Genomic DNA, 26,582 nt, shown 5'->3' with positions numbered 1-26,582 from the left:
ACTATGTTAATATGTTGATAAATTCTATATTCTGAAGAACACCTATAAATGCTCACTTCTGTAAATATCATTGCATTTCCACTTGAATTGAAAGCCATTGACACCATTGAGTTTTACCTACCTGAGTAGTTACCAATTATTTGGGTAATGATAGCTTTGAATTAAAAATGGAAAGTACAAGAATTGGAATTCGAGATTCAGATTTATTTTACGAATGGACTGTGCCTTTTCCGGGTGGTAATAAATATAAAGGAGCTATTCAGCATCTTAAGTTTATACCAATTCTTAAACTAAAATAGTTCTCCGCCTGTGGCGGATTTAGTTTTTTAGAATGGTAATGCCGAACTACAATATGTTTAGTCCCCTTTTTGTGGACTATTATATATTGAGTTTCGGTATAATAGAGTAGGCCCTACCGTGGTTAGGTCTATAATAATAGCTGGCAGTAGCTATGTGTTTGTAGTAGATGACACCATCTTTTTTTATCCAGAATCAATTTCAGATATGGATAGAAATTCACTCATCGAAGTATTATATATAAATAATCATCAAATACAAATAAGTTCGCAGTCGAGCAAAAATCTAGCAGCAAGTATTATAGATATTTCAGGAAAGATGGTAATGAATAATATACTAATTTTAGCCAATCAGAATACGACGATTGATTTATCGGCAATGCAAAATGGAATATATATATTACGCTGTGATAACGAAGGAAATATATAATAGAAAATTAGTTAAGGTTGGTTATTAGTTGATATAAGTGTGGTTGGCGATAACACGCAACCACAGGCATCTAACAATCATCAGCTTTATAGCCCCATTCGCCGCGGCTAACCGAATCGCAATTCCCGAATCCTACTACGCAAACATCCTTGTAAACACCCTTCTGAAAATCCCTTCTTCTTCAACTGGCTTTGTTAAAGCTTCAATTTCTTTTTGTTGAGCGAAAAATTCATCACGAATACGTAAGCATTCTAGCAAAGTTAAGTCTTTATTGTTTTTGGTTTCGATATATAAATGTCTACCGAAATCTATCAATTGTAATGACGTTTTATAACGCAAAAACTTCGCATCAAAATCATCATCCCCATAACGGAAACGATCCAATGCATCGGCATCTTTTAATATAGCAGTTGTTTTTGCAAAAGGATGGAATCTATCCAATTCTTGATCGATGCTATGGAAATTAATTGCAACTCTTATCTCTTCACGGTCTTTACGGCTTACCCCACATTCGAAAAAGAATTCTTCATACTGTGGAAGTTTTACCTCGGCTGCCCATTTATTATGTAGTTTGCAAAAACCACTGTCGGTGCGGGCCATATCGTGTAAAAATGCAGCACACATAGCCAAACTGCCTTCGCGGATTTGTCCTACACGTTCGCTCAATGTTATGATATGACACATCACACGGTAGGTGTGGGCCTTGTTATGTATATTGTTGTTGATATCAAAAAACTCATCTTTTAATATAAGTTTTTCAACTAGGTTCTGTAGTGTTTTATCCATGGTGTGCAAATGTATTATATACGATTAAGCATATGTTAAGCCTAAGTTTCCACATTGTGGACAAGGATTCATATATAATAGACATTAACATTTACGATTGAATTAATTATTCCGCCGCGGCGGAGAATGATTTTAGGAATACGACGGAGATATTAATATCCCAACAACTTCAAAATCTTCCCACCTCTACTTTTTAAACCGGCTGAACCGAAAGGTAATTGTTTGCTGATCGCTTCTGCCAATTCGGGTTTTAGCTCAGGAATATCTGTCGTTATATTATATAATACTTGCATGGAAAATGCCTTAACCGCTATAGGTTCGGTGGGGCTAATTAATAATTTGAAACATTGATCGTACGCCAAACCACTTAACTCTTCAGGGATTATATATTCCTGTAAAATTCTTACAGTATTTCTTTTTACAGCATCATGAACTTGATTGGAAAGATTTTCGAGCAAGGGCTTAATCCATTTTTTAATTAGTTGGGGATGCATCTCTCCGCAATGGCCCAGCACCCACGATGCACGTTGTACGATTCTATATTCACCATGGAAAAATAAATCCATCAGTATATCAAACTTCTTTTGCTCTCCACCAATTAACCCAACAATTGCCATCGTATTTTTAATGGAATGTTCTCGCATTAATGCACTAATTAATTCTTGTTTGAATGGGTTAGACATGGGGCAAAAATACTTGTTTTCTGTCTACTTTTTTAGCATTCTTAAAAAGTAAACAACCCTAACTTTGTGACAAAAATCGGCAATATTTACCCTAACTCTGTGACAAAAAATGACAAAAACAACCCTAACTCTGTGACAATATTTTACAATAATTACCCCAACTTTGTGACAAGATATTGTAAAAATTACCCTAACTTTGTGACAAAATATTGTAAAATTTACCCTAACTTTGTGACAAAAAAAGACAAAAACAACCCTAACTCTGTGACAAAAAATATCAAAAACAACCCTAACTTTGTGACAAAAAATATCAAAAATTACCCTAACTTTGTGACAGAAAATGACAAAAACAACCCTAACTTTATGACAAAAATTTGTAGTATTTACCCTAACTTTGTGACATGTTTAGTAGGATAGTATTTAGAGAATTGGAAAAATGGGCCGCAAGTGAAAAGCGGAAACCATTGGTTTTGAGGGGTGCTAGGCAGGTTGGCAAAACTACTTTGGTCAATTTGTTTGGTACCCAGTTCGATCAGTACCTTTATTTGAACCTAGAAATAAAGGTCGATAGTGATCCCTTCAGAGAGTTCACAAAAATTGAAGACCTGGTTCAGTCACTTTTTTTTGCAAAAAATAAAAAGTATTCAGCCAAACAAAAAACACTCATTTTTATTGACGAAATACAAGAAGTTCCCGAAGCACTTAATATACTCCGTTATTTCTACGAGCAAATGCCCGAACTATATATTATAGCAGCAGGCTCGATGTTGGAATCTTTGTTCGATAGAAATATAAGTTTCCCTGTTGGTCGTGTCGATTATTTAGTAGTTCGTCCTGTTTCATTCCCTGAATTTTTGGATGCGATAGGCGAAAAAACTGCATTGAAAGAATTAACTACTATTCCGATAGCATCTTTCGCCCATGAAAAACTATTACAGTTATTCAAAACCTATAGTTTGATAGGAGGCATGCCCGAGATTGTTGAACAATATGCCAAATCAAAAGATTTGGTTTCCTTGAATAAAATATATGAATCGTTGATAGTTTCTTATATAGACGATGTTGAAAAATATGCAAGCAATAATGTTCAATTGCAAACCATCAGACAAGCTATTCGTGCCAGCTATAGTGAAGCAGGAAAACGCATCAAATTTCAGGGTTTTGGGAAATCCAATTATGGTAGTAGAGAAATGGGAGAAGCCCTACGTGCCTTAGAGAAAGCCCTGCTCATTCAATTGATATATCCGCAAACAAATGTGGTTTTGCCCCTAATGCCCGATTATAAAAAATCTCCACGCTTGCAAGTTTTAGACACAGGTATGCTTAACTATTTTGTAGGTATACAAAAAGAAATTATGGGCACCCAGGATTTGAATAATGTATATAATGGTATTATGATAGAACATTTAGTGGGACAAGAACTATTGGCCTCGCATTTTAATGCATTATATAGTTTGAATTTTTGGGTTCGTGAGAAAAAAACTTCGATGGCCGAGATTGATTATATATATCCATTTGAAGGAAATTTAATTCCTGTTGAAGTTAAATCTGGTGCAGCAGGAACGTTAAAATCTTTGCACTTATATATGGATGAATCTCCACACAAAATGGCTATTCGTTTCTATAGTGGCGATTTTAAAATTACAGGAATAAAAACGATGACGGGCAAAGACTATCATCTGCTTAACTTGCCTTATTATCTTGCATCGCAACTAGATGGATATATAGCATGGTTTGAAGAAGAGGTGAAGAAGATGGAGGGGAATAGGAAGAGGAAAAAGTAATATAAATTATTTCTTCTTGTTCAAATTTTTTGCTTTGTATTCGCGAATATATTTGCTGACGGCTTCTTCTTCTTCAACTGACAAAGACCTACTATTGATTGCTAAATCAAAACCTTCTGGTTCTTTGATGTGTCCCATTTTATACCAATTCTTAAAGTAAAATAGTTCTCCGCCTGTGGCGGATTTAGTTTTTAGAATGGTAATACCGAACTACATCCCGAATGCCCCGCTTAATCCCGATAATTATCGGGATGCGGGGGGATTAGTCCCTTTCTTTTGGACTATTATATATTGAGTGTCGGTATTATTTAGCATGTTTTAATTCTTGTGCAACAAATGACTTCGCTTTTATTTCGAACTCAGTTCTCTTTACCGAACCAATTTTACCATACCGATTTTCTAAATGTTCTTCGAATGTTGTTATATGTTTGGATTTTATGGATTTCATATAAGTTATTTAAACGTGTTCCATTTCAAGAGATTCTTCGTCTCGTCAAAAATAGTCAAATATTTTTTGCATTTTTCAACGAGACTCAGAATGACGGTAGCCCCAAATTATTCCTTCAAAATCGCTCTCGAAATTACCAACTTCTGTATCTCAGAAGTACCTTCACCAATGGTGCAAAGTTTTGAATCTCTATAATACTTTTCTACAGGATAATCTTTGGTATAACCATAGCCTCCAAATATTTGAATAGCCTCAGTGCTACAACGTACGGCAACTTCACTGGCATAATATTTTGCAAAGGCCGATTGCTTGTTTACATTCTGTCCTTCGTTTTTCATATATGCTGCTTGCATGGTCAATAGTTCGGCTGCTTCAATTTGCGTAGCCATATCGGCCAATTTAAAACCAATTCCTTGGAATTCTCCAATGGGCTTTCCAAACTGCTGACGCTCTTTTGCATATTTCACCGATGCTTCAAAAGCACCTTTGGCAATTCCCAATCCCAATGAGGCAATGGATATACGACCTCCATCAAGTACTTTCATGGCTTGCACAAAACCATCGCCTACTTTGCCCAATACTTGATCATTGTGCACACGACAGTTTTCAAAAATGAGTTCGGTAGTTTCACTGGCACGCATGCCCAATTTATTTTCTTTACGACCCGCAGAAAAACCGGCTGTTCCTTTTTCTATAATAAATGCAGTCATGCCATGTGAGTCGAGCAGTTCGCCTGTGCGAACTATAACAACAGCTACATTACCGCTTTTGCCATGGGTAATCCACGACTTGGCTCCATTAATCACCCAGTGGTCGCCATCTTTTACAGCGGTGGTCATCATACGACCTGCATCACTTCCTGTATTTGGTTCAGTCAATCCCCAAGCACCAATCCATTCTGCAGTAGCAAGTTTGGGAAGGTATTTTTGTTTTTGTTCTTCGTTTCCAAATTGTAAAATATGACCTGTACCTAATGAATTGTGAGCAGCCATTGACAAACCGATTGAACCACAAATTTTTGAAAGTTCAACAATTGCAGTTACATATTCCAAATATCCAAAACCTGATCCTCCATATTCTTGTGGGACTAAAACGCCCATCAATCCTAGCTCTCCCAGTTTTTTGAAAACCTCAACGGGGAACTCTTGGCTCTCGTCCCATTCCATCATCTTCGGTCGAATGTGTTTATCGCCAAACTCACGAACCATATCAGCTATCATGCGTTGGTTCTCGGTTTGTGCAAAAGAAATTGTGGAAGTAGTATCAGTTGTCATGCGTTTTATTTTATAAGTACAATGTCTGCAAAAATAAAGGCTGAATGTGTCATCCCCAATTTATTTAATCCCAAATTCTGCTTTTTGTTAATTTTTTGAGCCTGTCATTAACAGGTTTGAACACCGAGACGGTTAATTATTTAGCTGTGTGGACAATAAATTACCTTGATTATCTTGAGCATTTGGACAAAATCGAATAATTTCGCATCAAAATTAAAACCCTATTTATGATACATAATTTTTCTGCAGGACCAGCCATCATACCCGCACAGGCAATCAAGAATTCAATTGATGCTATTAATAATTTTGCAGGCACGGGTTTATCAATTCTCGAAATTTCACACCGTAGCAAGCAATTTGAAGCGGTGATTGATGAAGCTGTTGCACTCATTAAAGAATTATATAATATACCCGATGGTTATTCAATCGTGTTTTTGCAAGGTGGAGCTAGTTTGCAATTTGATATGATACCCAATAATTTGTTAGACGAAACAGATACCGCTGCCTATGTAAATACTGGTGTGTGGGCTACCAGAGCAATTAAGGAAGCGAAGTTTTTTGGAAATGTGAATGTATTAGCTTCCTCAGAGGATAAAAATTTTAATTATATTCCCAAGGATTATACAATTCCCGCGGATGCCAAATATTTCCATTGCACTTCTAATAATACGATTTATGGAACCCAGATGCAAAGCTTCCCCGATAGCCCTATTCCGATGATTTGTGATATGAGCTCTGATATTTTTAGTCGCCCTATCGATATTAATAAATTTGATATGATATATGCTGGAGCACAAAAAAATATGGGGGCTGCAGGTGTTGCAATGGCTATCATTAAAAGTGGTTTATTGGGACATGTGAAACGCAAAATTCCAACCATGCTGAACTATCAAGTACATATAGACAATGGAAGTATGTATAATACGCCTTCGGTATTTGCTATTTATGTTTCATTACAAACTTTGAAATGGGTGAAAGAGATGGGAGGTGTTGCTGCCATGGAAGTTCGCAATACCGCCAAAGCAAATTTATTATATAATGAAATTGACCGCAACAGTTTGTTTAAAGGAACTTGCGAAATCGAAGACCGCTCGAAAATGAATGTATGTTTTGTAATGACAAAACCCGATTTGGATGATGCATTTATGGCTGCTGCAAAAGAAGCAAATATATCAGGAATTAAAGGTCACCGCTCCGTTGGTGGTTTCCGTGCATCATTATATAACGCATTACCTATCGAAAGTGTAGAAGTTTTGGTAGATGTAATGAAAGAGTTTGAAAGTGGACAGTAGTCGGTAAATACTAGTCAGTGCCACCTGCTTGCCGCAGGCAAGTTCGGCGTCAGCCACTGACCACTGGCCACTGCCCGCCGCAGCGGACTGACCACTGACCACTGACTACTAATGAGAAATAACAATTAATTCAAAAAATAAATATAAGCAATGGTTACAAATCCAGCGTCAGCCACTGATTACTGCCCGCCGCGGTGGGCTGACCACTGATTACTGACCACTGTTTACTAACTACTTAAATATGATAAAAATACTCGCAAACGACGGAATCGACAGTACTGGAAAAAAGATGCTAGAGAAAGCTGGATTCAAAGTGGACACTACCAAAATTCCGCAAGAAGAATTAGCAAAAAAACTAAATGCTTATGATGTAATAACGGTGCGTAGTGCAACCAAAGTTCGTAAAGAATTAATGGATGTGTGCCCTAATTTAAAACTGATTGGGCGTGGTGGCGTGGGACTAGATAATATTGATATAGACTATGCTAAGCAGAAAGGCATAAAAGTAGTTAATACACCTATGTCGTCATCAGCATCTGTAGCTGAGTTGGTTTTCGCACATATATTCTCGATGGCGAGATTTATAAATTATGCCAATAGAGAAATGGCTATTGATGCACCAGGAAAATTTGGTGATTTGAAAAAGTTTTGTGCCAATGGAGTTGAACTTCGTGGTCGCACTATGGGTATTATAGGTTTTGGACGAATAGGCCAAGAGGTTGCTAAGATTGCGTTAGGTATGGGCATGGATGTATTAGCCTATGATCCTTATGTAGATGAAGTGAAAATTAGTTTTTATTTTCATCCTAATATGCGTGACAAAGTAGTAAAAATCCCATTGCAAACAGTGACCAAACAAAAGGTATTAAAGAAAGCGGATTTTATATCATTGCATGTCCCCTTTAACGAAGGCGATAATGCTGTGATTGGAGAGAAGGAGATTGAAATTTTGAAACCAGGTGTTGGTTTGGTTAATTGTTCACGAGGTGGAGTAATAGATGAAAAAGCATTATTGAATGCCTTGAAAATTGGTAAAGTTGCATTTGCAGGACTCGATGTTTTTGAGAAAGAACCACCCGTAAAATCAGAATTATTTTCGTTGCCCAATGTATCCCTGAGCCCACATATCGGCGGCTCTACCATGGAAGCACAAAACAGAATTGGAATTGAACTTGCTGAGAAAATTATAGAGTTTTTTAGGAAGAAGTAAATAGTAATCAGTGAACAGTAAATAGCCACTGACTACTGATCACTAAAATAAAATAACCCTTTTCCCGATAGCTATCTGGATCCGCTCAGGGTTGCAGTAGCAATAAAAAAAATATAGACATCAAAAATAAATCGTAAATCGTTCAATCGCAAATATTTTGGCTTCTATCATACCTTTTAAAGCAATAAGACCCGCTAAAGACCTAGCTGACGTGGTTTCTGCTGCATCAGAGTCGGGGCACAGGGAAGAAGCTAAAAAGCATATAAAGAAAAATCCCAATAGCTATTTGAATGTGGTAAAACCATTTTTACACTTTGATGATGAGTTTAAAATTCCAGAAAAACATTATACATTTGGGAGGGAATATTTAGAAAAACTATTAGATCAAAATGTATTAATTAGAGAAGAAGAAGCATCTTATTATATATATAGAAATATTGTCGGCTCCAAAGCATATACAGGAATTATTGCTGCCGCATCAGTTGATGATTATTTGAACGGAATAATATTAAAACATGAAAATACACTCACTGAAAAACAGAATGAGTTGATGGAACATGTAAAATATATTAAAACAATCGGTTGCCCTGTACTGCTTACTTATCCTGACAATGCGGCCATTGAACGTATTATAGCTAATGCTACCAAACGCAAACCCGAATATAATTTCCTGAGTGAAGATCAAATAAAACATAATTTGTGGCCTGTAAACGATGCTGCTGAAATTGCAGAAATTACCGAACAATTCGCAGGCATGAAACAATTGTATATTGCCGACGGACATCACCGAAGTGCAGGTGCGGCATCATACTGTGAATATCGCCGTGAGAGTGATGATGATAGAAATGCAGCATTCAATTTTTTTCCAGTTTGTCTGATTCCTTTTTCCAAATTAACAATATATGAATACCATCGTTTGGTAAAAGATAATGAAGTTCATGAAAGAGAGTTTTTAGACCAAGTAAAAGTATTTTTCAATGTGTCCCGATGCGGACACCTGCCTTTCCAGCCTTTACAGAAAGGAGAGTTTGGCTTATATATAAAAGGACATGCCTATCAACTTAACTTAAAAGATGAATATATGCCTGAAGATATTTTGGGTAAATTGGATGTGAGTATCGTTGAAAAATATATTTTAAACAATATATTACATGTTACCGATAGTAAAACCGATAAGCGACTTTCATTCTTGGATGGAGGAAAAGGAATAGGTACTTTGCAGGATAAGATAGATAGTGGAGAAGCAGATTTGGCAATTACACTTTATCCAACATCTATTGATGAACTAAAAGAAGTAGCAGAACATCATCTCATCATGCCTCCCAAATCTACTTGGATAGAACCCAAGATAAGGACTGGTTTGGTGGTATATGAAATGGGGTAATGTAATACACGTCATTCTGAGTGCCCCGATTGGTCCTGGCCGCAAAGAATCTTTTAATATCGTCTCCGAGTTCAAAATATTCTTCACAATGAATCAATTCGCCGCGGCAATCAGAATCCACTCAGAATAATTTTTCTCATTGAACATCAGCTATAAACAAATACTTTTGCAAACGAACCCAACTGTTTACGTTAAAAGATGGACTTCTCATTAAATTACGAATTACATTCACGAAAAATATAAATAAAATTATATATAAACACTCAATACATTATATGAAGTTAAAAACACTCGCAATATTTATATCATTGTTCCCCATTATATGCTTTGCACAAAAAAAATATTCAGTAAGTGGTTATATATATGAAAAGGGTAGCCGAGAACCTTTGACTGGTGTGAATGTGGCAGTACCATTTTTGTCAGTTTCGGTACAAGCAAACAAGTATGGATTTTATTCGGTTCAGGTGGATAGTGGACAGCATCAATTGGTTTTTGCATTCAGTGGTTTTGAAAAGGAGATCATCAATATAAATATACAAAAAGATACAGAGCTGATAGTAGAAATGGTTATGCAAACGGCCAAAATGGAAAGCGTTAATATTAAAGGGAAAAAAGAGCCCAAAGTAAGTGAAGATGCACAGATGAGCCAGATTAATATACCTGTGCAAACTATTAAAGATTTGCCTGCACTGCTGGGAGAAAAAGATGTATTAAAAGTATTACAATTATTACCCGGTGTGCAAAAAGGTAGCGAAGGCAGCAGTGGTATATATGTGCGAGGCGGCGGCCCCGACCAAAACTTAATTATACTTGACGATGCTCCGGTATATAATGCCAATCATTTGTTTGGTTTTTTTAGCTTGTTCAATGGCGATGCCCTCAAAAGTGTAGAACTCACCAAAGGCGGATTCCCTGCACGCTATGGGGGCCGACTAAGCAGTGTGATTGAGATGCAAATGAAGGAAGGAAATAAAACCAAGTTTCATGGCGAAGGTGGGATAGGAAGTATATCTTCACGCTTTACTTTAGAAGGCCCGCTCATTAAAAACAAAGCATCATTTCTTATATCGGCAAGACGTACTTATTTGGATTTGATACTCCGACCACTTATTAGAAATACAGCACCTGGAGCCGATGGAGGTTATAATTTTTATGACCTAAATGCCAAAGTAAATTACGATTATAATAAAAAAAATAGGTTATACTTAAGTGGTTATTTTGGGCGTGATGTTTTTTTTACAAGCTATAAAGAACAAGATTTTAAATTAGCCGCAGGCCTTAATTGGGGCAATGTTACAGGGACTTTGAGGTGGAACCATTTATATAATAGTAAATGCTTTAGCAATACTTCTTTTATATATAGTAATTATAATTTTAAAGTATACGAACAGTTTAATTTCGGTGTAGATTATTATAAGTTGGATTATGTTTCTGGTATTCGCGATTTGAACATTAAACACGATTTTGATTATTACTATAATAACAAACACCATTTTAAATTTGGGTTTTTGGCTACTTTCCATCATTTCACCCCCAGTGCAGTCACGGTTAAAACCACTATAGATTCTTCATTGAACAATACGAATAAGAAATTTACAAATGCCTTGGAGTCGGGAATATATATAGAAGATTATTGGAAACCAGATTTAAAATGGAAAGTAAATTGGGGATTACGCTTATCAAGCTTTGCATTGAAAGACAAAACTTATATAAATCCGGAACCTCGCATCTCGACAGCTTACACACTCAAAAATAACCAAGCATTTAAGGCTTCCTATGCATTAATGAATCAATATATACATTTATTGTCCAATACCGGAATTGGATTGCCTACCGATTTGTGGATACCAACCACCAGTTTCCTCAAGCCCCAACAATCGCAGCAAGTGGCACTGGGCTACGCACGTGATATTCCTAAATATAATTTGGCACTTACTGTAGAAGGTTATTATAAAACTATGAAAAATATTATAGGCTATAAAGAAGGTGCATCACTTTTGGGAATAGGAGATATATTTGACGATCCCAGCCAGGCAGGAAAGGACAAATGGAAAAAAGTAGTAACCCAAGGAAGAGGATGGAGCTATGGTACAGAGTTTTTATTACAACGTAAAGTAGGACAATTTACAGGTTGGATAGGCTATACTTTATCGTGGACACAGTTACAATTTGCAGATTTAAATTTCGGTCAAAAGTTTTATGCCCGTTATGATAGAAGGCACGACATGTCGGTAGTGGGAATATATAAACCCAATGCATCATGGACATTTTCTTTTGTATGGGTATATGGTACGGGCAATGCGATTACTTTACAAAACTCACAGTACAATTTGATATTGCATGAACCTAACGGCGGCAATAATCAAGGAGGATGGGGAAATTTTATGACTGGCGAAACTTACGGTGCTAAAAATAGCAGCAGAATGGGTGCTTACCACCGAATGGATATAGGAATTAAACATTTCAAAAAACATAAACATTATGATTCTTATTGGGATTTGAGTATATATAATGCCTACAATCATTATAATCCTTTTTTCTATTTTACACAAACAGATATTAATGGTCTTGTGCAACTCAAACAAATTACTTTATTTCCCATTTTGCCAACTATTACTTATGGTTTCAAATTTTAATTTTACATCGACAATGAAAAACTATATAATTATATTTTTAATTTTTCCTACAGTATTTAGTTCCTGCCAAAAGGATGCAACGAATGTGAAATTGCCCCCAGCTAAAATTCTGTTAGTAGTGCAGTCATTTATATCGCCACAAGAGGCACTGGTTAAAGTGTATGTAAGCAAATCAACACCTATATTTGGTTATAAACAACAGGCAAATTATAATACAATTAAGGATGCTACCGTTGAAATTACCAACAACAATATAGTATATAAAGTATTGTATAGTATCCAAGAAGATGCATATACTATTGATTCGACGCTGTTAAAAATCATTGCTGGCGAAACCTATAATTTGAAGGTAACACATGGCACTGAAATGGTTACAGCCAGTTGTGTTGTTCCATACACATTACCATTTGATTTGAGTTTGGATAAAATTGAGTTGAAAGCAGAAATTGATCAGCATACCAAAGATACAATGAGTACTTATTATCGCTTAGCAACCTCGTTTACAGATTTAAAAAGCCCATCCGACTACTATCGTTTATTTATTAGTAGTGAATCTAAAATATGGGAATATGTTTACGATAATCAAGGTAATATTATAGACTCTAATTTAAATGGCCGTAATAATTATGCATATTTCGAAAACGATGAACATGAATTTGTTACAGATGCAGAATATGACAATAAGAAGGTAATACAAAATTCAACTATATTCCTTGCAGAAGGAAAAGGGGAGCGTATACAACGAACTAGTATAACTTTTGGTATAATGCATACTGATATAAACTATTATAAATACCATACGTCTGCTATAGCTCACATGAATAACCAAGACAACCCTTTTGCAGAACCTTCCTTAGTGTTTACCAATATTCAAGGCGGGCTCGGTATATTTGCAGCTTATAACTACAGATACTGGGTGAAAAATTTATAATAATTTTTCAATAACGATAAACAATAAATGACATTAAATTCAGCAAGTGCAACTAATTCAAAGCTTTTGGGGTCTTGCACCTATCTGAAGTACTTGCTTGCAATTGCCCGTGCCGCATTTTTTACTGCATGTTTTCTTTTACTAAGTTTCAATTCGCAATCGCAACAACTTGCCGTAGTTCAGGGCATCGTACTGGACTCTTTGGATAGACCCGTTAAAAATTTATTGGTAGTAGATTATATAACCCGCAATTTTGTGAGAACAAATGATACAGGTTTTTACCGCATAGCTGTGGGAGCTGAAAGAATGAATATGTTGGTTTTTCGTAGAGATGATTATAGCTTTTTGCAAAATGAAGATGTAAAACCATTGGATGTAGAAAAAGTATATAGACTTGATGTGAAATTATTACCGGTGGGAGAAAGGTTCGACCCTGTTAAAATCTCTGTCCAGAGAGACAGGGGAGGTATAGTAGAATTAGACCCCATTTTGATTGCAACAATAGTGGGTCCTGGTGATCCTTTTATTAATTTATTAAAAACACTTGGACCAGTTGCAAGTAACAATGAACTTAGCAGTCAATATAATGTGCGTGGTGGTAATTTTGATGAAAATTTGATATATGTAAATGATATAGAAATATACCGTCCGCAATTGGTTCGGAATGGGCAGCAGGAAGGGCTTAATTTTGTGAACGGGGATTTGGTAAAATCCGTAAAATTTTCTGCAGGTGGTTTCGATGCAAAATATGGCGATAAAATGTCGAGTGTATTAGATGTTACTTATAAAGAACCCGATACTTTTAAAGCATCGGTAAATGCGAATTTTATGGGTACTTATATATCAGCAGAAGGCATTAGTAAAAACAGGAAGTTTACCTATTTAACAGGGTTTCGTTATCGAAATACTGCTTATATATTAAATTCGTTGGATACCAAAGGCGATTACAAACCTCGCTATACTGATTTCCAGACATTGCTCAAGTGGAATATGACAAGCAATTGGAATTTATCTTTTTTGGGTAGCCTGGCACAAAACCGCTATTTATCAATCCCGCAAAATCGTACTACAAATTTTGGAACCGTGAATCAAGCCATGCAATTATATGTTGGTTTTGATGGTAGTGAATTGATGCGTTATAATACGATGATGGGCGGACTTACCTTAGGTTGGATTTCGAATAATAATAGGTGTAAACTCAAATTTATTGCATCTGGATTTCAAAGTGAAGAGAACGAATATTATGATGTGATTAGTGGTTACCGTCTGAGTGATTTAGAAACAAATTTGGCATCAGAAAATTTCGGGAAACCAAAATCGCTGCGTGGCTTAGGGGTATATTTTACGCATGGTAGAAATGACTTGAATATACAAGTTTTTTCATTTCAACATAAGGGAAGTTATCTCACCCGTAAAGTGAATATATTATGGGGTGCGAATGTGCAAAGAGAATATATAAAAGATGCTTTATATGAATGGAATTTTTATGATTCTTCTGACTTTATAGTTCCTTTTAAACCTGGCCCCAAACTAGAACTGAGAGATTTTTTACAAGCTAACAATACCTTAACCACCAACCGTGCCACGGCCTATATACAAAACACCACTAAATTTAAAGATTCAAGTAAGTTGATGCTCACTTATGGACTTCGCATCGGATATAATGATGTAACCAATCAAGCTATTATAAGTCCACGGGCAAACTTATCGTGGGAGCCCAACAGGAAATACAATAAAAAATTGGCGGTTGGTGCAAAACGCAAAAAAGATGTATTACTTCGTGCTTCAGGAGGGATGTATTATCAACCTCCATTTTATAGAGAGTATCGTGACAAACTAGGCGTGTTAAATTTAGATTTGCAGGCACAGCGTTCCATCCATTTGGTATTGGGTAGCGATGTGAATTTTAAAGCTTGGGGGCGTCCATTCAAGTTTGTAGCAGAAACATATTATAAGAAATATGATGATTTAGTTCCTTATGATATTGATAATGTAAAAATTCGGTACTTCGCCAAAAATGCCAGCCACGGCTATGCCACTGGTTTGGACTTGCGTGTAAATGGCGATTTTGTGAAAGATTTGGAATCGTGGGCCAGCTTAAGTATTATGAAAACTGCCGAGGATATAGACAACGACGACTATTATAGACTTCGTAATGCAAAGGGTGAAACAGTATATGATCCCAATCCTTACGACCCTGTTAATACCGTAGTGGATAGTATATATATTCACCAAGGATTTTTGCCCCGCCCCACCGACCAACGTTTTAACTTTAATATATTCTTTCAGGATTATTTGCCTAAGTTTCCTAGCTATCGTATGTCGCTCAATTTAGTAGCAGGAGGAAAATTACCATTTGGCCCTCCGGGTAATTATAAGTTCCGTAATTTTTTTAGATTGCCTCCGTATCGCCGTGTGGATATAGGTTTCAGCAAAATGATAGTGGACGAAACCCCGAAAGCTTTCGGGGCAAAAGCAAAACCCGTGTGGGCAAAACATATAAGTAGTATGTGGGTAGCTTTGGAGGTTTTCAATCTATTACAATTTAATAATTCCGCTTCTGTTTTTTGGGTGAAGGACTTGCAAAATCACCAATACGCGGTTCCCAATTATTTAACGGGGAGGAGATTGAATTTGCATTTTGTGATAAAGTTTTAGGGGTTGGACATCAGCTATTTTTTAAATGTCTTTCTATTGGTTTTGCACTTTTCAACCAATACATCTCCTTCAGCTTCAAATTTATCTTCTGGGTTTGCATTCCAATATCCTCCTAAAACTTTGTAATGCCATGTGCCTGGTGCTAGTTCAAAAAATGATGCTTCATCATTGATATTGACTGTAGCATCTCTGAATATTTCCGAAGTAAGATATGGTGGTTTAAAGTCTTCAAATTCCTTCCATATTTGTTGGTCATTTATTTTTTGAAACATTATTTGTATCACTTTTGGAGTTTGATTAGTAAAAACAAAATTACCCGTATGAACTGCAGTATCACAAGGTGATTTTTGGTCATTATTTTGAACTGTCATTGTTTTGTTTTTCTTTTCAGAACAACCAAATATCGTAAATAGAACTAAAATCCCAATTATTTTATTCATAAATATTTTTTTTGCAAATGTATTTATTTAATGTTTAATATTAAACATTTTTTTTTAAATACCGCCCACCGCCCTCTCAAGTTTAGCGAAGTGTAACTTGGGAGTTTTATTATCTCAGTCTCTGACTGACGATGTATAATATAACAAAAAACCCCGCACAAAAAATTGTACAGGGTTTTTATTATATGAATATAAATCTTAGTGCGTCGTCAAATAACTTGCAATACCATCAGCATTATCAACCAATCCATCTTTGCCTTGAGACCAATCTGCAGGACAAACTTCACCATTTGTTTCGTTGAATTGTAATGCATCAACCATACGCAAAGCTTCATCAATACTGCGGCCTAAAGGAAGATCATTAATTACAGCATGACGAACTACGCCATCTTTGTCTATTAAAAACAAACCACGATAAGCAACAGCATCGTGGCCCAAATCGCCCACCCATATTTGGTTGCCTTCATCATCATACTCGTAATGACCTGCAAGTACTTCATAATTACTCGTGATGGTTTTATTTATATCGGCAACTATTGGGTAAGTGACGCCTTGAATACCGCCATCATTTTTGGGTGTGTTCAACCATGCCCAATGGCTAAATTTTGAATCGACAGAGCAACCAACTACAGCCACATTGCGTTTTTCAAATTCTGCTAATTTGTTTTGGAATGCATGCAGTTCCGTAGGGCATACAAAAGTGAAATCTAAAGGGTAAAAGAAAAATACGACATGCTTTTCGCCGAGGTATTGATCCAATGAGAAATCTTCAATAAAGTTACCGCCTTGCACTGCATCAGCGATAAAATGTGGGGCTTTTTTTCCTACTATAGACATAACGGGTTATTTTTTATTTTTTAATTAATATTTTACATTCTACTGTCATCCTGTACCCCCGCATGCTTGCGGGACTATCGGGATTGTCGAATTGTTGTTTGTCAGACTGACATTCTATAATAACTATTACGGGTTCAAATTGTTTTTCAACTTAACAGGCTTGCTTTTTTTCCGCATAATGATATTGAGCGTTTCTACTGCCAGCGAGAAAGCCATAGCAAAATACACATAACCTTTTTCTATTTCTTTATGCAGCCCTTCCATTACCAGCATAAAACCAATGATTAACAGAAAAGAAAGAGCAAGCATTTTCATACTGGGGTGGCGGTTAATAAACTTACTCACCACACCACTAAACGCCAACATTATAAACATGGAAATAACCACAGCAGCAATCATAATTTCTATTACTTTCGAAAGCCCTATGGCCGTGATGATAGAATCAAAGGAGAATACAATATCAATAATAATGACTTGGAAAACCACCGCCATAAATACACTTTTCACATTGCTATTATGAGTTTCGTTTTCGCCCTCCAATTTGTTATATATCTCCATCGTGGTTTTATAGATGAGGAATAAACCGCCACCCAATAAAATTAAATCGCGGGCACTAAAGCTAAATCCTGCAACCGCAAATATTTCGGAGGTCATACCAGCGAGGAAGCTAATAAATGCCAGTAATATTATTCTGATTATTAAAGCAAGTGAAAGACCAATGGCCCGTCCTTTTGCCTGCTGATGAAGAGGTAGCCTGCTGGTTACGATCGATACAAAAATCACATTGTCTACGCCTAGTATTATTTCCATACCAGTAAGGGTAAGTAGCGTGAACAAGTTGTCGGTATTGGTGAATACGGATAAGTCCATTATTTATGCTGCAAATTTAGAGAATTTTTACACGCTGCGAAGTGCTTATTTTAAATTTTGTTTCAAAAACTCAATTAAATTATCCGACACGTCCGAATCAAACCATGTTACGTTTTGTTCTCGCCTAAGCCACGACAATTGCTTCTTTGCATAATTGCGTGTATGTTGTTTGATAAGTTTCACCGCTGTAGGCAAATCGGTGTCGCCACTTATATAGTCAAACAATTCTTTGTATCCTACAGTCTGCAAAGCATTGATATGCTTGATGGACAAGGGTATTTGCCTCACTTCGTTTTCAAATCCAGCGGCCATCATTTGGTCTACTCGGGCATCAATATCTCGATAAAGTGTCTCGCGGCTTGCACTCAAAGCGGTATATATAATATTTACATTTTGCTTGTATTCCCGCCAAGGGTTAGTTCGCCGAGGCGAATCTTCATGCTCTATATTTTGCGGTAGTTCCGCAATTTCGATATGCCGCATCAATCTTTGTGGGTTCAACTGATCACTTTTGTTTAGGGTATTATATATTTCTTTTGGAAGTCGGTGCATAAGGCTCTGAATTCCTTGTGACTGGAATAAAGCAATGAGTGAATTTCTAAACGCTTCATTTTTTTCGGGCAATAAATCCAAGCCGCTCAATAATGCTTTTATATACAATCCTGAACCTCCGCATACGATTACCAAATCATGTTTTCTGAATAATTCGATTATTTTGTTGCCTGCATCTCTTTCAAATTGACCAGCACTCATTTCATCCTGTAAACTTAAATTTGCTACAAAGTAGTATTCAATTTTTTTGAGACTAGTTCTGCTAGGTTGTGCAGTACCAATAGGGATTTCTTTATAAAATTGTCTGCTGTCGGCTGATATAATCGGGCATTGGTAAGCTATGGCTATTTGCTCGGCCAAGGCAGTTTTTCCACTGGCTGTTGGGCCACTAAGAACCAAAAGGTTTTTCAAAAAGGTAAAATATTAAATGGCCTCGTCTACGCCAGATTCTTCTGACCCAAATTCCGATTCCTCAGCTTCTTCGCCGTCCAGCAAAGTATCCTCGTCCACCCCTTCGCCCACATCTAGGTGTTCGCCTAGGAAGCCTTCTTTTAGGTCTTCAAATTCTTCGTCTTCTACCACTACAAATTTTTTGTCGTCGTATTGCTTTGGAGCCAAACCTTCGCTGCGGATAACAACTGGATAAGTAGTTTTGGGTTCCTCTTTCATGATGATGCCCGTAAGCTCTACATGAAAAGACCACATTTCTAAATAGTCGTAAACATATAAAAATTTTTGGTGCGGGTCCTCAATAAAATCATTGAGGAAAGACTTTTTCATGATAGGAATTTTCTTCACCTCGGGGTTTTTCATTTCCTCTTTGGTAAGCATGTTTTCCAAAGTAATTTCATCGCCCTTGTGCCATTGGTCGTTGCTTAGGTAAAATGAGGCCATGTGTTTTTGGTCAAACTTGATGGAGTCAAGAATGGCTTTATGCAAGTCTAAAAACGACTGCGAAGACTGGATATCTATTACACGAGAAATATCGTCGTAGTCTTCAAAAGTAACAGTAAATCTATATAAGGCCATAAGCAGCTAAGGTATTTTGCTGCAAAAAAAGGGGAAATTTATGGATTATGGAAATAAGTATTATAAAAAATAGTTTTTAATTTATACCGATACTCAATATATAATAGTAAAAAAAAAGGGGGACTAATCCCGAATGCTTTCGGGATGTAGTTCGTTATTACCATTCTAAAAACTAAATCCGCCACAGGCGGAGAACTATTTTAGTTTAAGAATTGGTATTATATCACCATTATAATCATCTGAAATTTTAACAGCATATCGTACATTTGACAACTCTGCTAGACTGTGTGAATGAAGAGTTGTCAAAGCAAACAACCACAATCGAAAATATCAAAACTTGTCAAAAATTTGGACGGTTTTTTTGTGGAATTTATAAGGTAATCTACTAAAGACAAAAAAAATTACTTGCCGTTCCAACCGCGTATGCGTTTTTTGCATCTAACAATTAAAGTGACTCAGTTCGGATGGGAAATTATAGCACAACAGTAGATTATGAGCAGCAGAAACACTTGCTGGATACCTGTGCTAAAGGAGACCAACGGGCTCACAAAAAGTTCTATGACATGTTTGCCCCAGTAATGTATGGTATATGCCTGCGATACGCTGATAATAATGAAGAAGCAAAGGATTGGTTGCAGGAAGGTTTTATAAAAGCCTTTGCCAATTTGAATGTGTTTAGGAATGAGGGTTCATTGGAAGGTTGGCTCAAACGCATTTTTGTGAACCATTCCTTGGAACAAGTTCGACACAAAAAAATTCTTTTCAAAACCGAATCTTTGGAGATTGCAGAACAAGCCCCTTACGATTTTAACTTCGATTCTAAGATGGATCAAAAACAAATACTTTCGCTCATCAATACATTACCCGCAGGATGCCGCACCGTTTTTAACTTATTTATCATAGAAGGATATAGCCACCAACAAATATCAGATATGTTAGGCGTAACAGAAGGAACCTCAAAATCGCAACTCGCTAGGGCACGACAACTCATGCAACAAAAATTAAATAATAAAGAAATTGCCAATAATGAACAATTTTGAACAACATATAAAAGACCAGATGCAAAATTTTGCACCTACACCTCCGCCCGCAGCGTGGGTAGGTGTATCATCTGGTCTGGGCAGCAGTGCAACAATCAAAGTTGGTGCTAAATTATTGGCGAAATGGGTAGCTGGTATTTTGATTACGGGCAGTCTAGTTGCTACTGCTGTTATATATACGCAATCAGATTCTGAACAACAACATATTGTTACACAAAATAATAGTATAGCCACAAGCCCTGAAAAAAATACGAAAGCAAATGAAAATAATGCTGCCAATGCTGATGGGCATAACATCAATCAAAATATCCCATCAAAGAATAATAATGCAAGTAGTAAACTGAAACAAAATACAGCTATACAAGGCAACGAAAATGGTTCTGATGGAGTCGGTAATTTACAAATGCCACCAAATGAATTGAGTGTTACGCAGCGGAATCAAGTTAGTAATGAAAATAAAATGAATAATCTTCAATTACCAAGAAATGTGACTCCAACAGTATCTCCAGTAAAAATAGATTTATCAGATAATACAGTTTGTCCCAATCAGGTGCTGACAGCTACTTTGCAAAACTGGAATGGTGCAAGGATAAACTGGGGCGATGGGCTTGAAGAAGTAGTAAACTCATCTGAAATAAAACATAGTTATAGCCGAGAAGCAACATATAAGGTGAGTGTGAAAGGAAATAGTGAAATGGTAACAGTTAGAAAACCAGTATTTATCATTGGGTCTTCCTTTATTAATTCAAGTACTGTATTATATAAAATAAACAATCCTGATAAATTGGAATTGAATGTTCAATTTTCGGATGGTTCTAGTGAACTAGTTAGCAAAAAAGAATTCACACATAAATTCACCTCGGTAGCTTCTGACGCAGGTCAAATGAATGCAACGTTTTTAACCAATAGTTTTTGTCATACATCGAGTGAAATTAATCTAAAGACGCCCGTTTATATATCTGAAATAAATAATACATTTAGCCCAGATAATGATGGAATCAACGATACTTATCTCACCTTGCTTAAAGATATTCCGTTAAAATTTTACCATCTAGAAATAATTGATGCTAAAGGTCAAACAGTATTCGAAAGTTATAAACCCACTGAAGGTTGGGATGGGACTTATAATAATATGCCCATGCCTGCTGGCCCAAACTATACTATACAGCTTGTTTATCAATTCGAACAATTTACCCACCCAGAACCAATTGTGAAGCAAAGCTTAAACTTGTTCAGAAAATAAATTATAACAATAAAATCAAATCCACTAATTTCGCCAACAATTATCATTATGCGACATATAAAATTAAATTTAACAATGCTTTTTGCTTTCCTCCTGATAGGATGGTCAGCACAAGCTCAAATTACTTGTAGCTTTACGGTTGACAAGGTGAAGGTTTGTTTGGGAGACCAACTTACCTTTACCCCAAGCCCAACCAAAGCTGCCAACGCCAATGTAAAAAGTTACCGCTGGTATTATGGTGATGGGTCTTCCAACACACAGGACAACCCCAATTTCCAGTACACCTCGCCTGGTATTTATAAGCCAAAACTTACGGTTTATCTGAACAATGGCGATAGTTGTGTAACAGGTTCAAATATGCCCATCATTACAGTGTTCCCAAAACCTCGGCCCAATTACAAATTAAGTAATGGGAATTTGAAGGATACACAATGTTACGAAGGTAACAATTTCTGTTTAACAGATTTGTCATTGCCCGATTCTGTAACTAATGCCAAAATTATCCGCCGTGTGATACTTTGGGACGATGGTTCTTACGATTCAACGGGTGCCGATTGGGTTAACAATAAATTTGTTTGCCATACCTATCTCGATTCTGTTGGACGTTGGCGTTCTCCCAAATTAATTATTACTGATACCAATGGTTGTATAGCCGAGTTCAAAATCGACTCCGACTTTTTGGTGCTTGATAAGATAGGGGCGAGGTTCACCACACAGTATGTCGTAAAGTGCGATTCAACTCCAGTAGTCTTTTCCAATGGATCTTCCATCAACCCAAACGTAATTGAATGGTTTGAATGGAATTTTGGCGATGGCACTACCTTCAAATCGAGTTCTCCGCCAACAGGTGCAGAGAAAGCCCAATACTGGAAAAAATTCACACATGTCTATTATAAATCAGGGCCTTTTGCAGCCACACTTCGAATCAAATCCAAGTTTGGTTGTATAGATCAATTTACCAACCCCTATGCGGGTGATAATATTAACCTCACGTTAGACCCAACGGTTAAAGATGACACTATGTGTTTTGGAGGTCACTTACTAGAATTTAACAGTACCCCATTGTTTGCACCCATTCCTGGTCAACAACAAGTGTATTGGTTCTACCTGCACCCACCTCCGAATAATGTGGACTCAGGTACTTGGGCACCATCTCACGTTTATCCAAAATGTGGTCCTAAAAAAGTACTAATGCTAGTATGGCAACCACCTTGTCAAAAGTTAGATAGTGTGGATAGTATGATGCTTTATGGTCCGGGAGCCACAATCGAAAGTCCACCGGGGGAGATTGCTGATACCGAAAGACATCAGTGCCGTGTAATCAATACCGTGCATTTCCCAAACCACAGCGAGATTTGTGATGCAGTACATATTCAGTTTTATTGGGACTTCGACGATAACAGTAATGCCTTGTCTATTAACGATACCGCTATCTGTGCTTGGGCTAATTTAAAAGATACTTTAACCTATCATTATGATGGGAATACAGGGAAGTATGATACTACGTCCACGTGTTTTCTGGGGATACCGATGCCGTTCTTGGTACATGCTTTTGTATATGTCAATACAAAAACAGCCAAAAATGCTGTGGATAAAACAAAAACTGACACATTCATTAATTACCGTATATACTATCGCCACAAAAATTGCGATTCAGTTATTACAGGATTAGATACTTTTTGGACAGCAAAAAATACCCACTATAGCTACGATTGGATGCCTGAGCATAAGTATGATACCACACATATCAAAGAGCGGTGCCATACCCCAAAATTTGTGATGAAAGGCGAGTGGTATAAATACGATACCATTATGAATGCAAGCTATGCTGTTGAATGTAACAGTATGGCCCAAGTTCCATTTGCATTGATGAATCCAGATGCGAGCTATTTGAAAACTGAAGGAAAGAATTGTTATACAGTTTCACCCCCACCTTATAATATCAAGTTCAAATGGGACAAATCGAAACCCGGTTGCACCCAGCAGTTTGTTTCTATATGTTTCGATTCGGCTTGTTGTGCATACCCTAGTGATCCGAAGTGTTGGACACCCCAGTCAGCATTTAGTATTCCACCATGGAGCCCATTGCCACCTTGGCCTACCCAATACCAAAGATTCTATACACCTAAAGTTTGCGACTCTAACGGATGGGTAACACTTGGTTTTGCCATACAAAACAGAAAAGGCGAGTATGACTCTACAATTAGACGTTGGTGCTCAGATACATTTTGGTTCCACCACCGCTTGAGATTCGTTCCTAACAATGCATTGTTTTATACTGGTCAGAACCTTACTGGAAATTACGATTGCCCATGGTCTTATGTAATGGTACACATGGTTGATACCACCCAAGACAGTATTGTATCTATAGCCTGGAACTGGGGCGATGGAGCGGTAACTGTCGATACCATTTCGAGAAGGCCTTACCAAAGAATGCGATATCAATTTGACCAGTATGGAGGATTTACCTCCACCGATATTACGAATTTATTGCCCGATACTATAATTCCTACCATGTACCATCAATATCCGAAGCGAGGAGTTTATTATCTATCAGTTACCATGACCAATACCGATAGTTGCTATAACTCTGTGAGGAAAAATGGTCGTATTCTGATAGGTAATATGGCAGAACTGTATACTGATGATACTATAATATGTAATACGAAAAATGCAACGCAGTTTACCCACTTTATACGTTATTGGGATCCACTTGGACCTCCTTTCTCTTACTTTGAATGGGATGATTATCCATTCTGGGAAACTCCTACGCTAGACAGATGGGGACAACCTCGTCCAAAACCAGCAGGAGGCTATGAGACATTCCTTTGGTTATTTGGTGACCCCATAAACCCTTCATCTAAAGCAGATACTGCTTATCACTCATTCTCCGATACTGGCATATTTGATGTGAGATTGGTAACCAAAGATTCGCTGGGATGTAGAGATACGATTCACCAAAATATATATGTAAATGATGTAACTGCCGATTTTAAAACATCACGCGATACCTTATATTGTGGTCAGTTGGTAAACTTCCTCGACCTTTCCTATACTTGGGGACCCTGCAAAAGCCAAGGTAAATGTAAAGATGTGATAGCTTCATGGTTTTGGGAGTTTGGAGACAAAACAAACCCAAGTATATTGCAGAATCCTACACATCAATATACCTCGAATGGACTCTTTACGGTGAAACTCATAGTCAAATCCACTACAGGTTGTTGGGATACAATTTCAAAACAGATTAGGGTAATAGGCCCATTGCCAAAATGTGCGATACTAACCGAAGATACAGGTTGTGCTGCTTTTGCTGTAACATTTGATAACCTTTCAGATACTATTTCTAAGAATTTTATTTGGCGTTTCAATCAGAAGCTACCTAATGGAACCTTTAAAACAATATCAGAAGCAACACAGAGCGATTCTAACTTTACCCATCTATTCACCGACCCAGGCGTTTATCATATTACCTTAACTTCTTCGGGAGCAATTTATGACCCCACTACAGGAACTAATCGTATATGCGAGGCTACCTATCCCGATACGGTCAATGGATTCCAGCAGCCTATTATAGTTGTAGTTTTAAGAACACCGCAAGCTCGATTCTATAATCAACCAGTTGCATGTGTGGGCGATAGAGTGCCATTCATCAATATGAGCGATACAGAGTTGGTATTTATGAACTACGATTTTGGAGATGGTGCAACGGCACACGATACCAGTATTAGATATAAAGATTCTACCAAAATACATAAGGTAACAGAAGATACCACTTGGCACGTGTTTACCAAAGCAGGTACTTATAAAATACTGTTTACACCTACAACCCATCTTTGCCCCGATGATACTTTTGGAACTATTACTATTGATAGTGTGAAAGCTAATTTTGGTTGGGATCCAAATGTTGAGATACCCAAATTCCATTTCTTGGATAGCAGTTCAGGCAATGTAACAACTTGGGCTTGGGATTTCGGCGACCCTAAATTAGGACCTGCCAATAAATCGTCGTTGAAAAACCCAGATGTTGACTATGGTAATGATACAGGAGAATTCCTTGTTTGCTTGTTCGTTACCAACGGTAGGTGTACAGACTCTATATGCAAGAAAGTTCAGAATAACTTTGATGTGAACGTTATTATACCAAACAGCTTTACACCTGATGGCGATGGTATAAACGATGGTTATTTCTGCGAAACCAAAGGCCTTTCTACCAAAGACTCTACTCCTTACGAGTTGTGGATTTTCAACCGTTGGGGTGAACGCGTATTCCATACCACCGACCCTCAGATGCAGTGGAATGGTAAGAACCAAAATGACGGCTCTACCTGCCCAGAAGGTACATACTTCTTTAATTTTAAATGGAAGTTACGTGCATGGAAAGAGCCTAAAAAAGCTGAGAACTTCTTTGAACAAACATTCATAGAAAGACCCAATGCTGATAAACCTTGGGGATCGGCAAAAGGAACCATTACCCTTTTAAGAAAGCAATAATATTTATATCAAATAAGAAAAAGCCGCCTAACACAAATAGGCGGCTTTTTTATTGATGCTTTTTTAGTACATACTTCATTAGACCTCTTTCATAATTCGATTTTAATAAATATAAAGGTTTGAAACACGAATTTTAAAACTTAGAATGCTGCCCTTTTTTATTTACAGTAGCCCGCTGCGGCGGGGTGGCAAAATAACAGCTCCCAAAAAATATAATTTGATAAATACTTTCCTTAACTATGGAAAATGCAAATGAGTAGAAAGCTGT

The 26,582-nt window shown here is 37.0% G+C and carries 21 protein-coding genes; 11 read left to right on the top strand and 10 right to left on the bottom strand.

The features are described from left to right. Nucleotides 1-417 precede the first annotated feature (417 nt). Nucleotides 418-726 carry a T9SS type A sorting domain-containing protein gene (locus SGJ10_13545; protein ID MDZ4759145.1) on the top strand — a complete coding sequence of 103 codons (309 nt, stop codon included), beginning with the start codon at nucleotides 418-420 and terminating at the stop codon, nucleotides 724-726. 135 nt (nucleotides 727-861) lie between these two features. Here the strand turns inward: SGJ10_13545 and SGJ10_13540 are convergent, their stop codons facing one another. After that, entirely contained in the window at nucleotides 862-1,512 is a 651-nt protein-coding gene (locus SGJ10_13540; GenBank protein MDZ4759144.1) for an HD domain-containing protein, read from the bottom strand. Between the two features lie 152 nt (nucleotides 1,513-1,664). Further along, the gene (locus SGJ10_13535; GenBank protein ID MDZ4759143.1) at nucleotides 1,665-2,195 is read right to left on the bottom strand and encodes a hypothetical protein; all 531 of its coding nucleotides are present in this window, start codon (nucleotides 2,193-2,195) and stop codon (nucleotides 1,665-1,667) included. A 401-nt stretch (nucleotides 2,196-2,596) separates the two neighbouring features. On the opposite strand from SGJ10_13535, the gene SGJ10_13530 reads away from it, so the two are divergent. After that, nucleotides 2,597-3,979 (top strand): AAA family ATPase, encoded by a 1,383-nt coding sequence (locus tag SGJ10_13530; GenBank protein MDZ4759142.1) that lies wholly within the window; start codon nucleotides 2,597-2,599, stop codon nucleotides 3,977-3,979. Nucleotides 3,980-3,985: 6 nt separating this feature from the next. On the opposite strand, the gene SGJ10_13525 is transcribed toward SGJ10_13530, so the two are convergent. From SGJ10_13525 to SGJ10_13515, 3 genes are all read right to left on the bottom strand, one after another. Then, on the bottom strand, nucleotides 3,986-4,117 hold the full coding sequence (locus SGJ10_13525) for a hypothetical protein (GenBank protein ID MDZ4759141.1): 132 nt from the start codon (nucleotides 4,115-4,117) through the stop codon (nucleotides 3,986-3,988). A 166-nt stretch (nucleotides 4,118-4,283) separates the two neighbouring features. After that, nucleotides 4,284-4,427 carry a hypothetical protein gene (locus SGJ10_13520; GenBank protein MDZ4759140.1) on the bottom strand — a complete coding sequence of 48 codons (144 nt, stop codon included), beginning with the start codon at nucleotides 4,425-4,427 and terminating at the stop codon, nucleotides 4,284-4,286. A gap of 107 nt (nucleotides 4,428-4,534) precedes the next feature. Continuing rightward, nucleotides 4,535-5,701 (bottom strand): acyl-CoA dehydrogenase family protein, encoded by a 1,167-nt coding sequence (locus SGJ10_13515; protein ID MDZ4759139.1) that lies wholly within the window; start codon nucleotides 5,699-5,701, stop codon nucleotides 4,535-4,537. Nucleotides 5,702-5,928: 227 nt separating this feature from the next. On the opposite strand from SGJ10_13515, the gene serC reads away from it, so the two are divergent. The 6 genes from serC to SGJ10_13485 all read left to right on the top strand — a co-directional run bounded on the left by serC (nucleotide 5,929) and on the right by SGJ10_13485 (nucleotide 15,812). Further along, nucleotides 5,929-6,993 (top strand): 3-phosphoserine/phosphohydroxythreonine transaminase, encoded by a 1,065-nt coding sequence (gene serC, locus SGJ10_13510; protein ID MDZ4759138.1) that lies wholly within the window; start codon nucleotides 5,929-5,931, stop codon nucleotides 6,991-6,993. 241 nt (nucleotides 6,994-7,234) lie between these two features. Further along, the gene (locus SGJ10_13505) at nucleotides 7,235-8,203 is read left to right on the top strand and encodes a D-2-hydroxyacid dehydrogenase (protein MDZ4759137.1); all 969 of its coding nucleotides are present in this window, start codon (nucleotides 7,235-7,237) and stop codon (nucleotides 8,201-8,203) included. A gap of 157 nt (nucleotides 8,204-8,360) precedes the next feature. Further along, nucleotides 8,361-9,587, top strand: coding sequence for a DUF1015 domain-containing protein (locus SGJ10_13500; GenBank protein ID MDZ4759136.1), 1,227 nt, complete (start codon nucleotides 8,361-8,363; stop codon nucleotides 9,585-9,587). A 275-nt stretch (nucleotides 9,588-9,862) separates the two neighbouring features. Next, on the top strand, nucleotides 9,863-12,223 hold the full coding sequence (locus tag SGJ10_13495) for a TonB-dependent receptor plug domain-containing protein (GenBank protein ID MDZ4759135.1): 2,361 nt from the start codon (nucleotides 9,863-9,865) through the stop codon (nucleotides 12,221-12,223). A 13-nt stretch (nucleotides 12,224-12,236) separates the two neighbouring features. After that, nucleotides 12,237-13,154 (top strand): DUF4249 domain-containing protein, encoded by a 918-nt coding sequence (locus SGJ10_13490; GenBank protein ID MDZ4759134.1) that lies wholly within the window; start codon nucleotides 12,237-12,239, stop codon nucleotides 13,152-13,154. A 27-nt stretch (nucleotides 13,155-13,181) separates the two neighbouring features. Beyond that, nucleotides 13,182-15,812 (top strand): TonB-dependent receptor, encoded by a 2,631-nt coding sequence (locus SGJ10_13485; GenBank protein MDZ4759133.1) that lies wholly within the window; start codon nucleotides 13,182-13,184, stop codon nucleotides 15,810-15,812. 14 nt (nucleotides 15,813-15,826) lie between these two features. On the opposite strand, the gene SGJ10_13480 is transcribed toward SGJ10_13485, so the two are convergent. From SGJ10_13480 to SGJ10_13460, 5 genes are all read right to left on the bottom strand, one after another. Beyond that, nucleotides 15,827-16,252, bottom strand: a complete 426-nt coding sequence (locus tag SGJ10_13480) for a hypothetical protein (GenBank protein MDZ4759132.1) — start codon at nucleotides 16,250-16,252, stop codon at nucleotides 15,827-15,829. Between the two features lie 198 nt (nucleotides 16,253-16,450). Further along, nucleotides 16,451-17,089, bottom strand: coding sequence for a peroxiredoxin (locus SGJ10_13475; protein MDZ4759131.1), 639 nt, complete (start codon nucleotides 17,087-17,089; stop codon nucleotides 16,451-16,453). Between the two features lie 126 nt (nucleotides 17,090-17,215). Further along, nucleotides 17,216-17,959 carry a TerC family protein gene (locus SGJ10_13470; GenBank protein MDZ4759130.1) on the bottom strand — a complete coding sequence of 248 codons (744 nt, stop codon included), beginning with the start codon at nucleotides 17,957-17,959 and terminating at the stop codon, nucleotides 17,216-17,218. A 45-nt stretch (nucleotides 17,960-18,004) separates the two neighbouring features. Then, complete coding sequence (gene miaA / locus SGJ10_13465) at nucleotides 18,005-18,922, bottom strand: tRNA (adenosine(37)-N6)-dimethylallyltransferase MiaA (protein MDZ4759129.1); 918 nt, start codon at nucleotides 18,920-18,922, stop codon at nucleotides 18,005-18,007. Nucleotides 18,923-18,934: 12 nt separating this feature from the next. Then, the gene (locus SGJ10_13460) at nucleotides 18,935-19,540 is read right to left on the bottom strand and encodes a hypothetical protein (GenBank protein ID MDZ4759128.1); all 606 of its coding nucleotides are present in this window, start codon (nucleotides 19,538-19,540) and stop codon (nucleotides 18,935-18,937) included. Between the two features lie 464 nt (nucleotides 19,541-20,004). Here SGJ10_13460 and SGJ10_13455 point away from each other — a divergent pair, with 464 nt between their 5' ends. The 3 genes from SGJ10_13455 to SGJ10_13445 are packed head-to-tail and all read left to right on the top strand — an operon-like array spanning nucleotide 20,005 to nucleotide 26,314. After that, nucleotides 20,005-20,580, top strand: coding sequence for a sigma-70 family RNA polymerase sigma factor (locus tag SGJ10_13455; GenBank protein MDZ4759127.1), 576 nt, complete (start codon nucleotides 20,005-20,007; stop codon nucleotides 20,578-20,580). Continuing rightward, nucleotides 20,567-21,823, top strand: a complete 1,257-nt coding sequence (locus SGJ10_13450; protein ID MDZ4759126.1) for a gliding motility-associated C-terminal domain-containing protein — start codon at nucleotides 20,567-20,569, stop codon at nucleotides 21,821-21,823. Before SGJ10_13455 ends, SGJ10_13450 begins: the two co-directional genes overlap by 14 nt. A 48-nt stretch (nucleotides 21,824-21,871) precedes the next feature. After that, the gene (locus SGJ10_13445) at nucleotides 21,872-26,314 is read left to right on the top strand and encodes a PKD domain-containing protein (protein ID MDZ4759125.1); all 4,443 of its coding nucleotides are present in this window, start codon (nucleotides 21,872-21,874) and stop codon (nucleotides 26,312-26,314) included. The last annotated feature ends 268 nt before the right edge of the window (nucleotides 26,315-26,582 follow it).

The sequence above is a fragment of the Bacteroidota bacterium genome, from assembly GCA_034439655.1.
Classification (GTDB): domain Bacteria; phylum Bacteroidota; class Bacteroidia; order UKL13-3; family UKL13-3; genus CANJUD01.
The sequence above is the reverse complement of the archived record's forward strand: the minus strand, read 5'-3'. Positions and strand labels throughout refer to the sequence as shown.

What these genes read in the sequence shown, in the direction of transcription:
- SGJ10_13540 (MDZ4759144.1), bottom strand. Translation starts at nt 1,512, where the DNA reads ATGGATAAAACACTACAGAACCTAGTTGAAAAACTTATATTAAAAGAT.
- SGJ10_13535 (MDZ4759143.1), bottom strand. Translation starts at nt 2,195, where the DNA reads ATGTCTAACCCATTCAAACAAGAATTAATTAGTGCATTAATGCGAGAA.
- SGJ10_13530 (MDZ4759142.1), top strand. Translation starts at nt 2,597, where the DNA reads ATGTTTAGTAGGATAGTATTTAGAGAATTGGAAAAATGGGCCGCAAGT.
- SGJ10_13525 (MDZ4759141.1), bottom strand. Translation starts at nt 4,117, where the DNA reads ATGGGACACATCAAAGAACCAGAAGGTTTTGATTTAGCAATCAATAGT.
- SGJ10_13520 (MDZ4759140.1), bottom strand. Translation starts at nt 4,427, where the DNA reads ATGAAATCCATAAAATCCAAACATATAACAACATTCGAAGAACATTTA.
- SGJ10_13515 (MDZ4759139.1), bottom strand. Translation starts at nt 5,701, where the DNA reads ATGACAACTGATACTACTTCCACAATTTCTTTTGCACAAACCGAGAAC.
- serC (MDZ4759138.1), top strand. Translation starts at nt 5,929, where the DNA reads ATGATACATAATTTTTCTGCAGGACCAGCCATCATACCCGCACAGGCA.
- SGJ10_13505 (MDZ4759137.1), top strand. Translation starts at nt 7,235, where the DNA reads ATGATAAAAATACTCGCAAACGACGGAATCGACAGTACTGGAAAAAAG.
- SGJ10_13495 (MDZ4759135.1), top strand. Translation starts at nt 9,863, where the DNA reads ATGAAGTTAAAAACACTCGCAATATTTATATCATTGTTCCCCATTATA.
- SGJ10_13490 (MDZ4759134.1), top strand. Translation starts at nt 12,237, where the DNA reads ATGAAAAACTATATAATTATATTTTTAATTTTTCCTACAGTATTTAGT.
- SGJ10_13485 (MDZ4759133.1), top strand. Translation starts at nt 13,182, where the DNA reads ATGACATTAAATTCAGCAAGTGCAACTAATTCAAAGCTTTTGGGGTCT.
- SGJ10_13480 (MDZ4759132.1), bottom strand. Translation starts at nt 16,252, where the DNA reads ATGAATAAAATAATTGGGATTTTAGTTCTATTTACGATATTTGGTTGT.
- SGJ10_13475 (MDZ4759131.1), bottom strand. Translation starts at nt 17,089, where the DNA reads ATGTCTATAGTAGGAAAAAAAGCCCCACATTTTATCGCTGATGCAGTG.
- SGJ10_13470 (MDZ4759130.1), bottom strand. Translation starts at nt 17,959, where the DNA reads ATGGACTTATCCGTATTCACCAATACCGACAACTTGTTCACGCTACTT.
- SGJ10_13460 (MDZ4759128.1), bottom strand. Translation starts at nt 19,540, where the DNA reads ATGGCCTTATATAGATTTACTGTTACTTTTGAAGACTACGACGATATT.
- SGJ10_13455 (MDZ4759127.1), top strand. Translation starts at nt 20,005, where the DNA reads ATGGGAAATTATAGCACAACAGTAGATTATGAGCAGCAGAAACACTTG.
- SGJ10_13450 (MDZ4759126.1), top strand. Translation starts at nt 20,567, where the DNA reads ATGAACAATTTTGAACAACATATAAAAGACCAGATGCAAAATTTTGCA.
- SGJ10_13445 (MDZ4759125.1), top strand. Translation starts at nt 21,872, where the DNA reads ATGCGACATATAAAATTAAATTTAACAATGCTTTTTGCTTTCCTCCTG.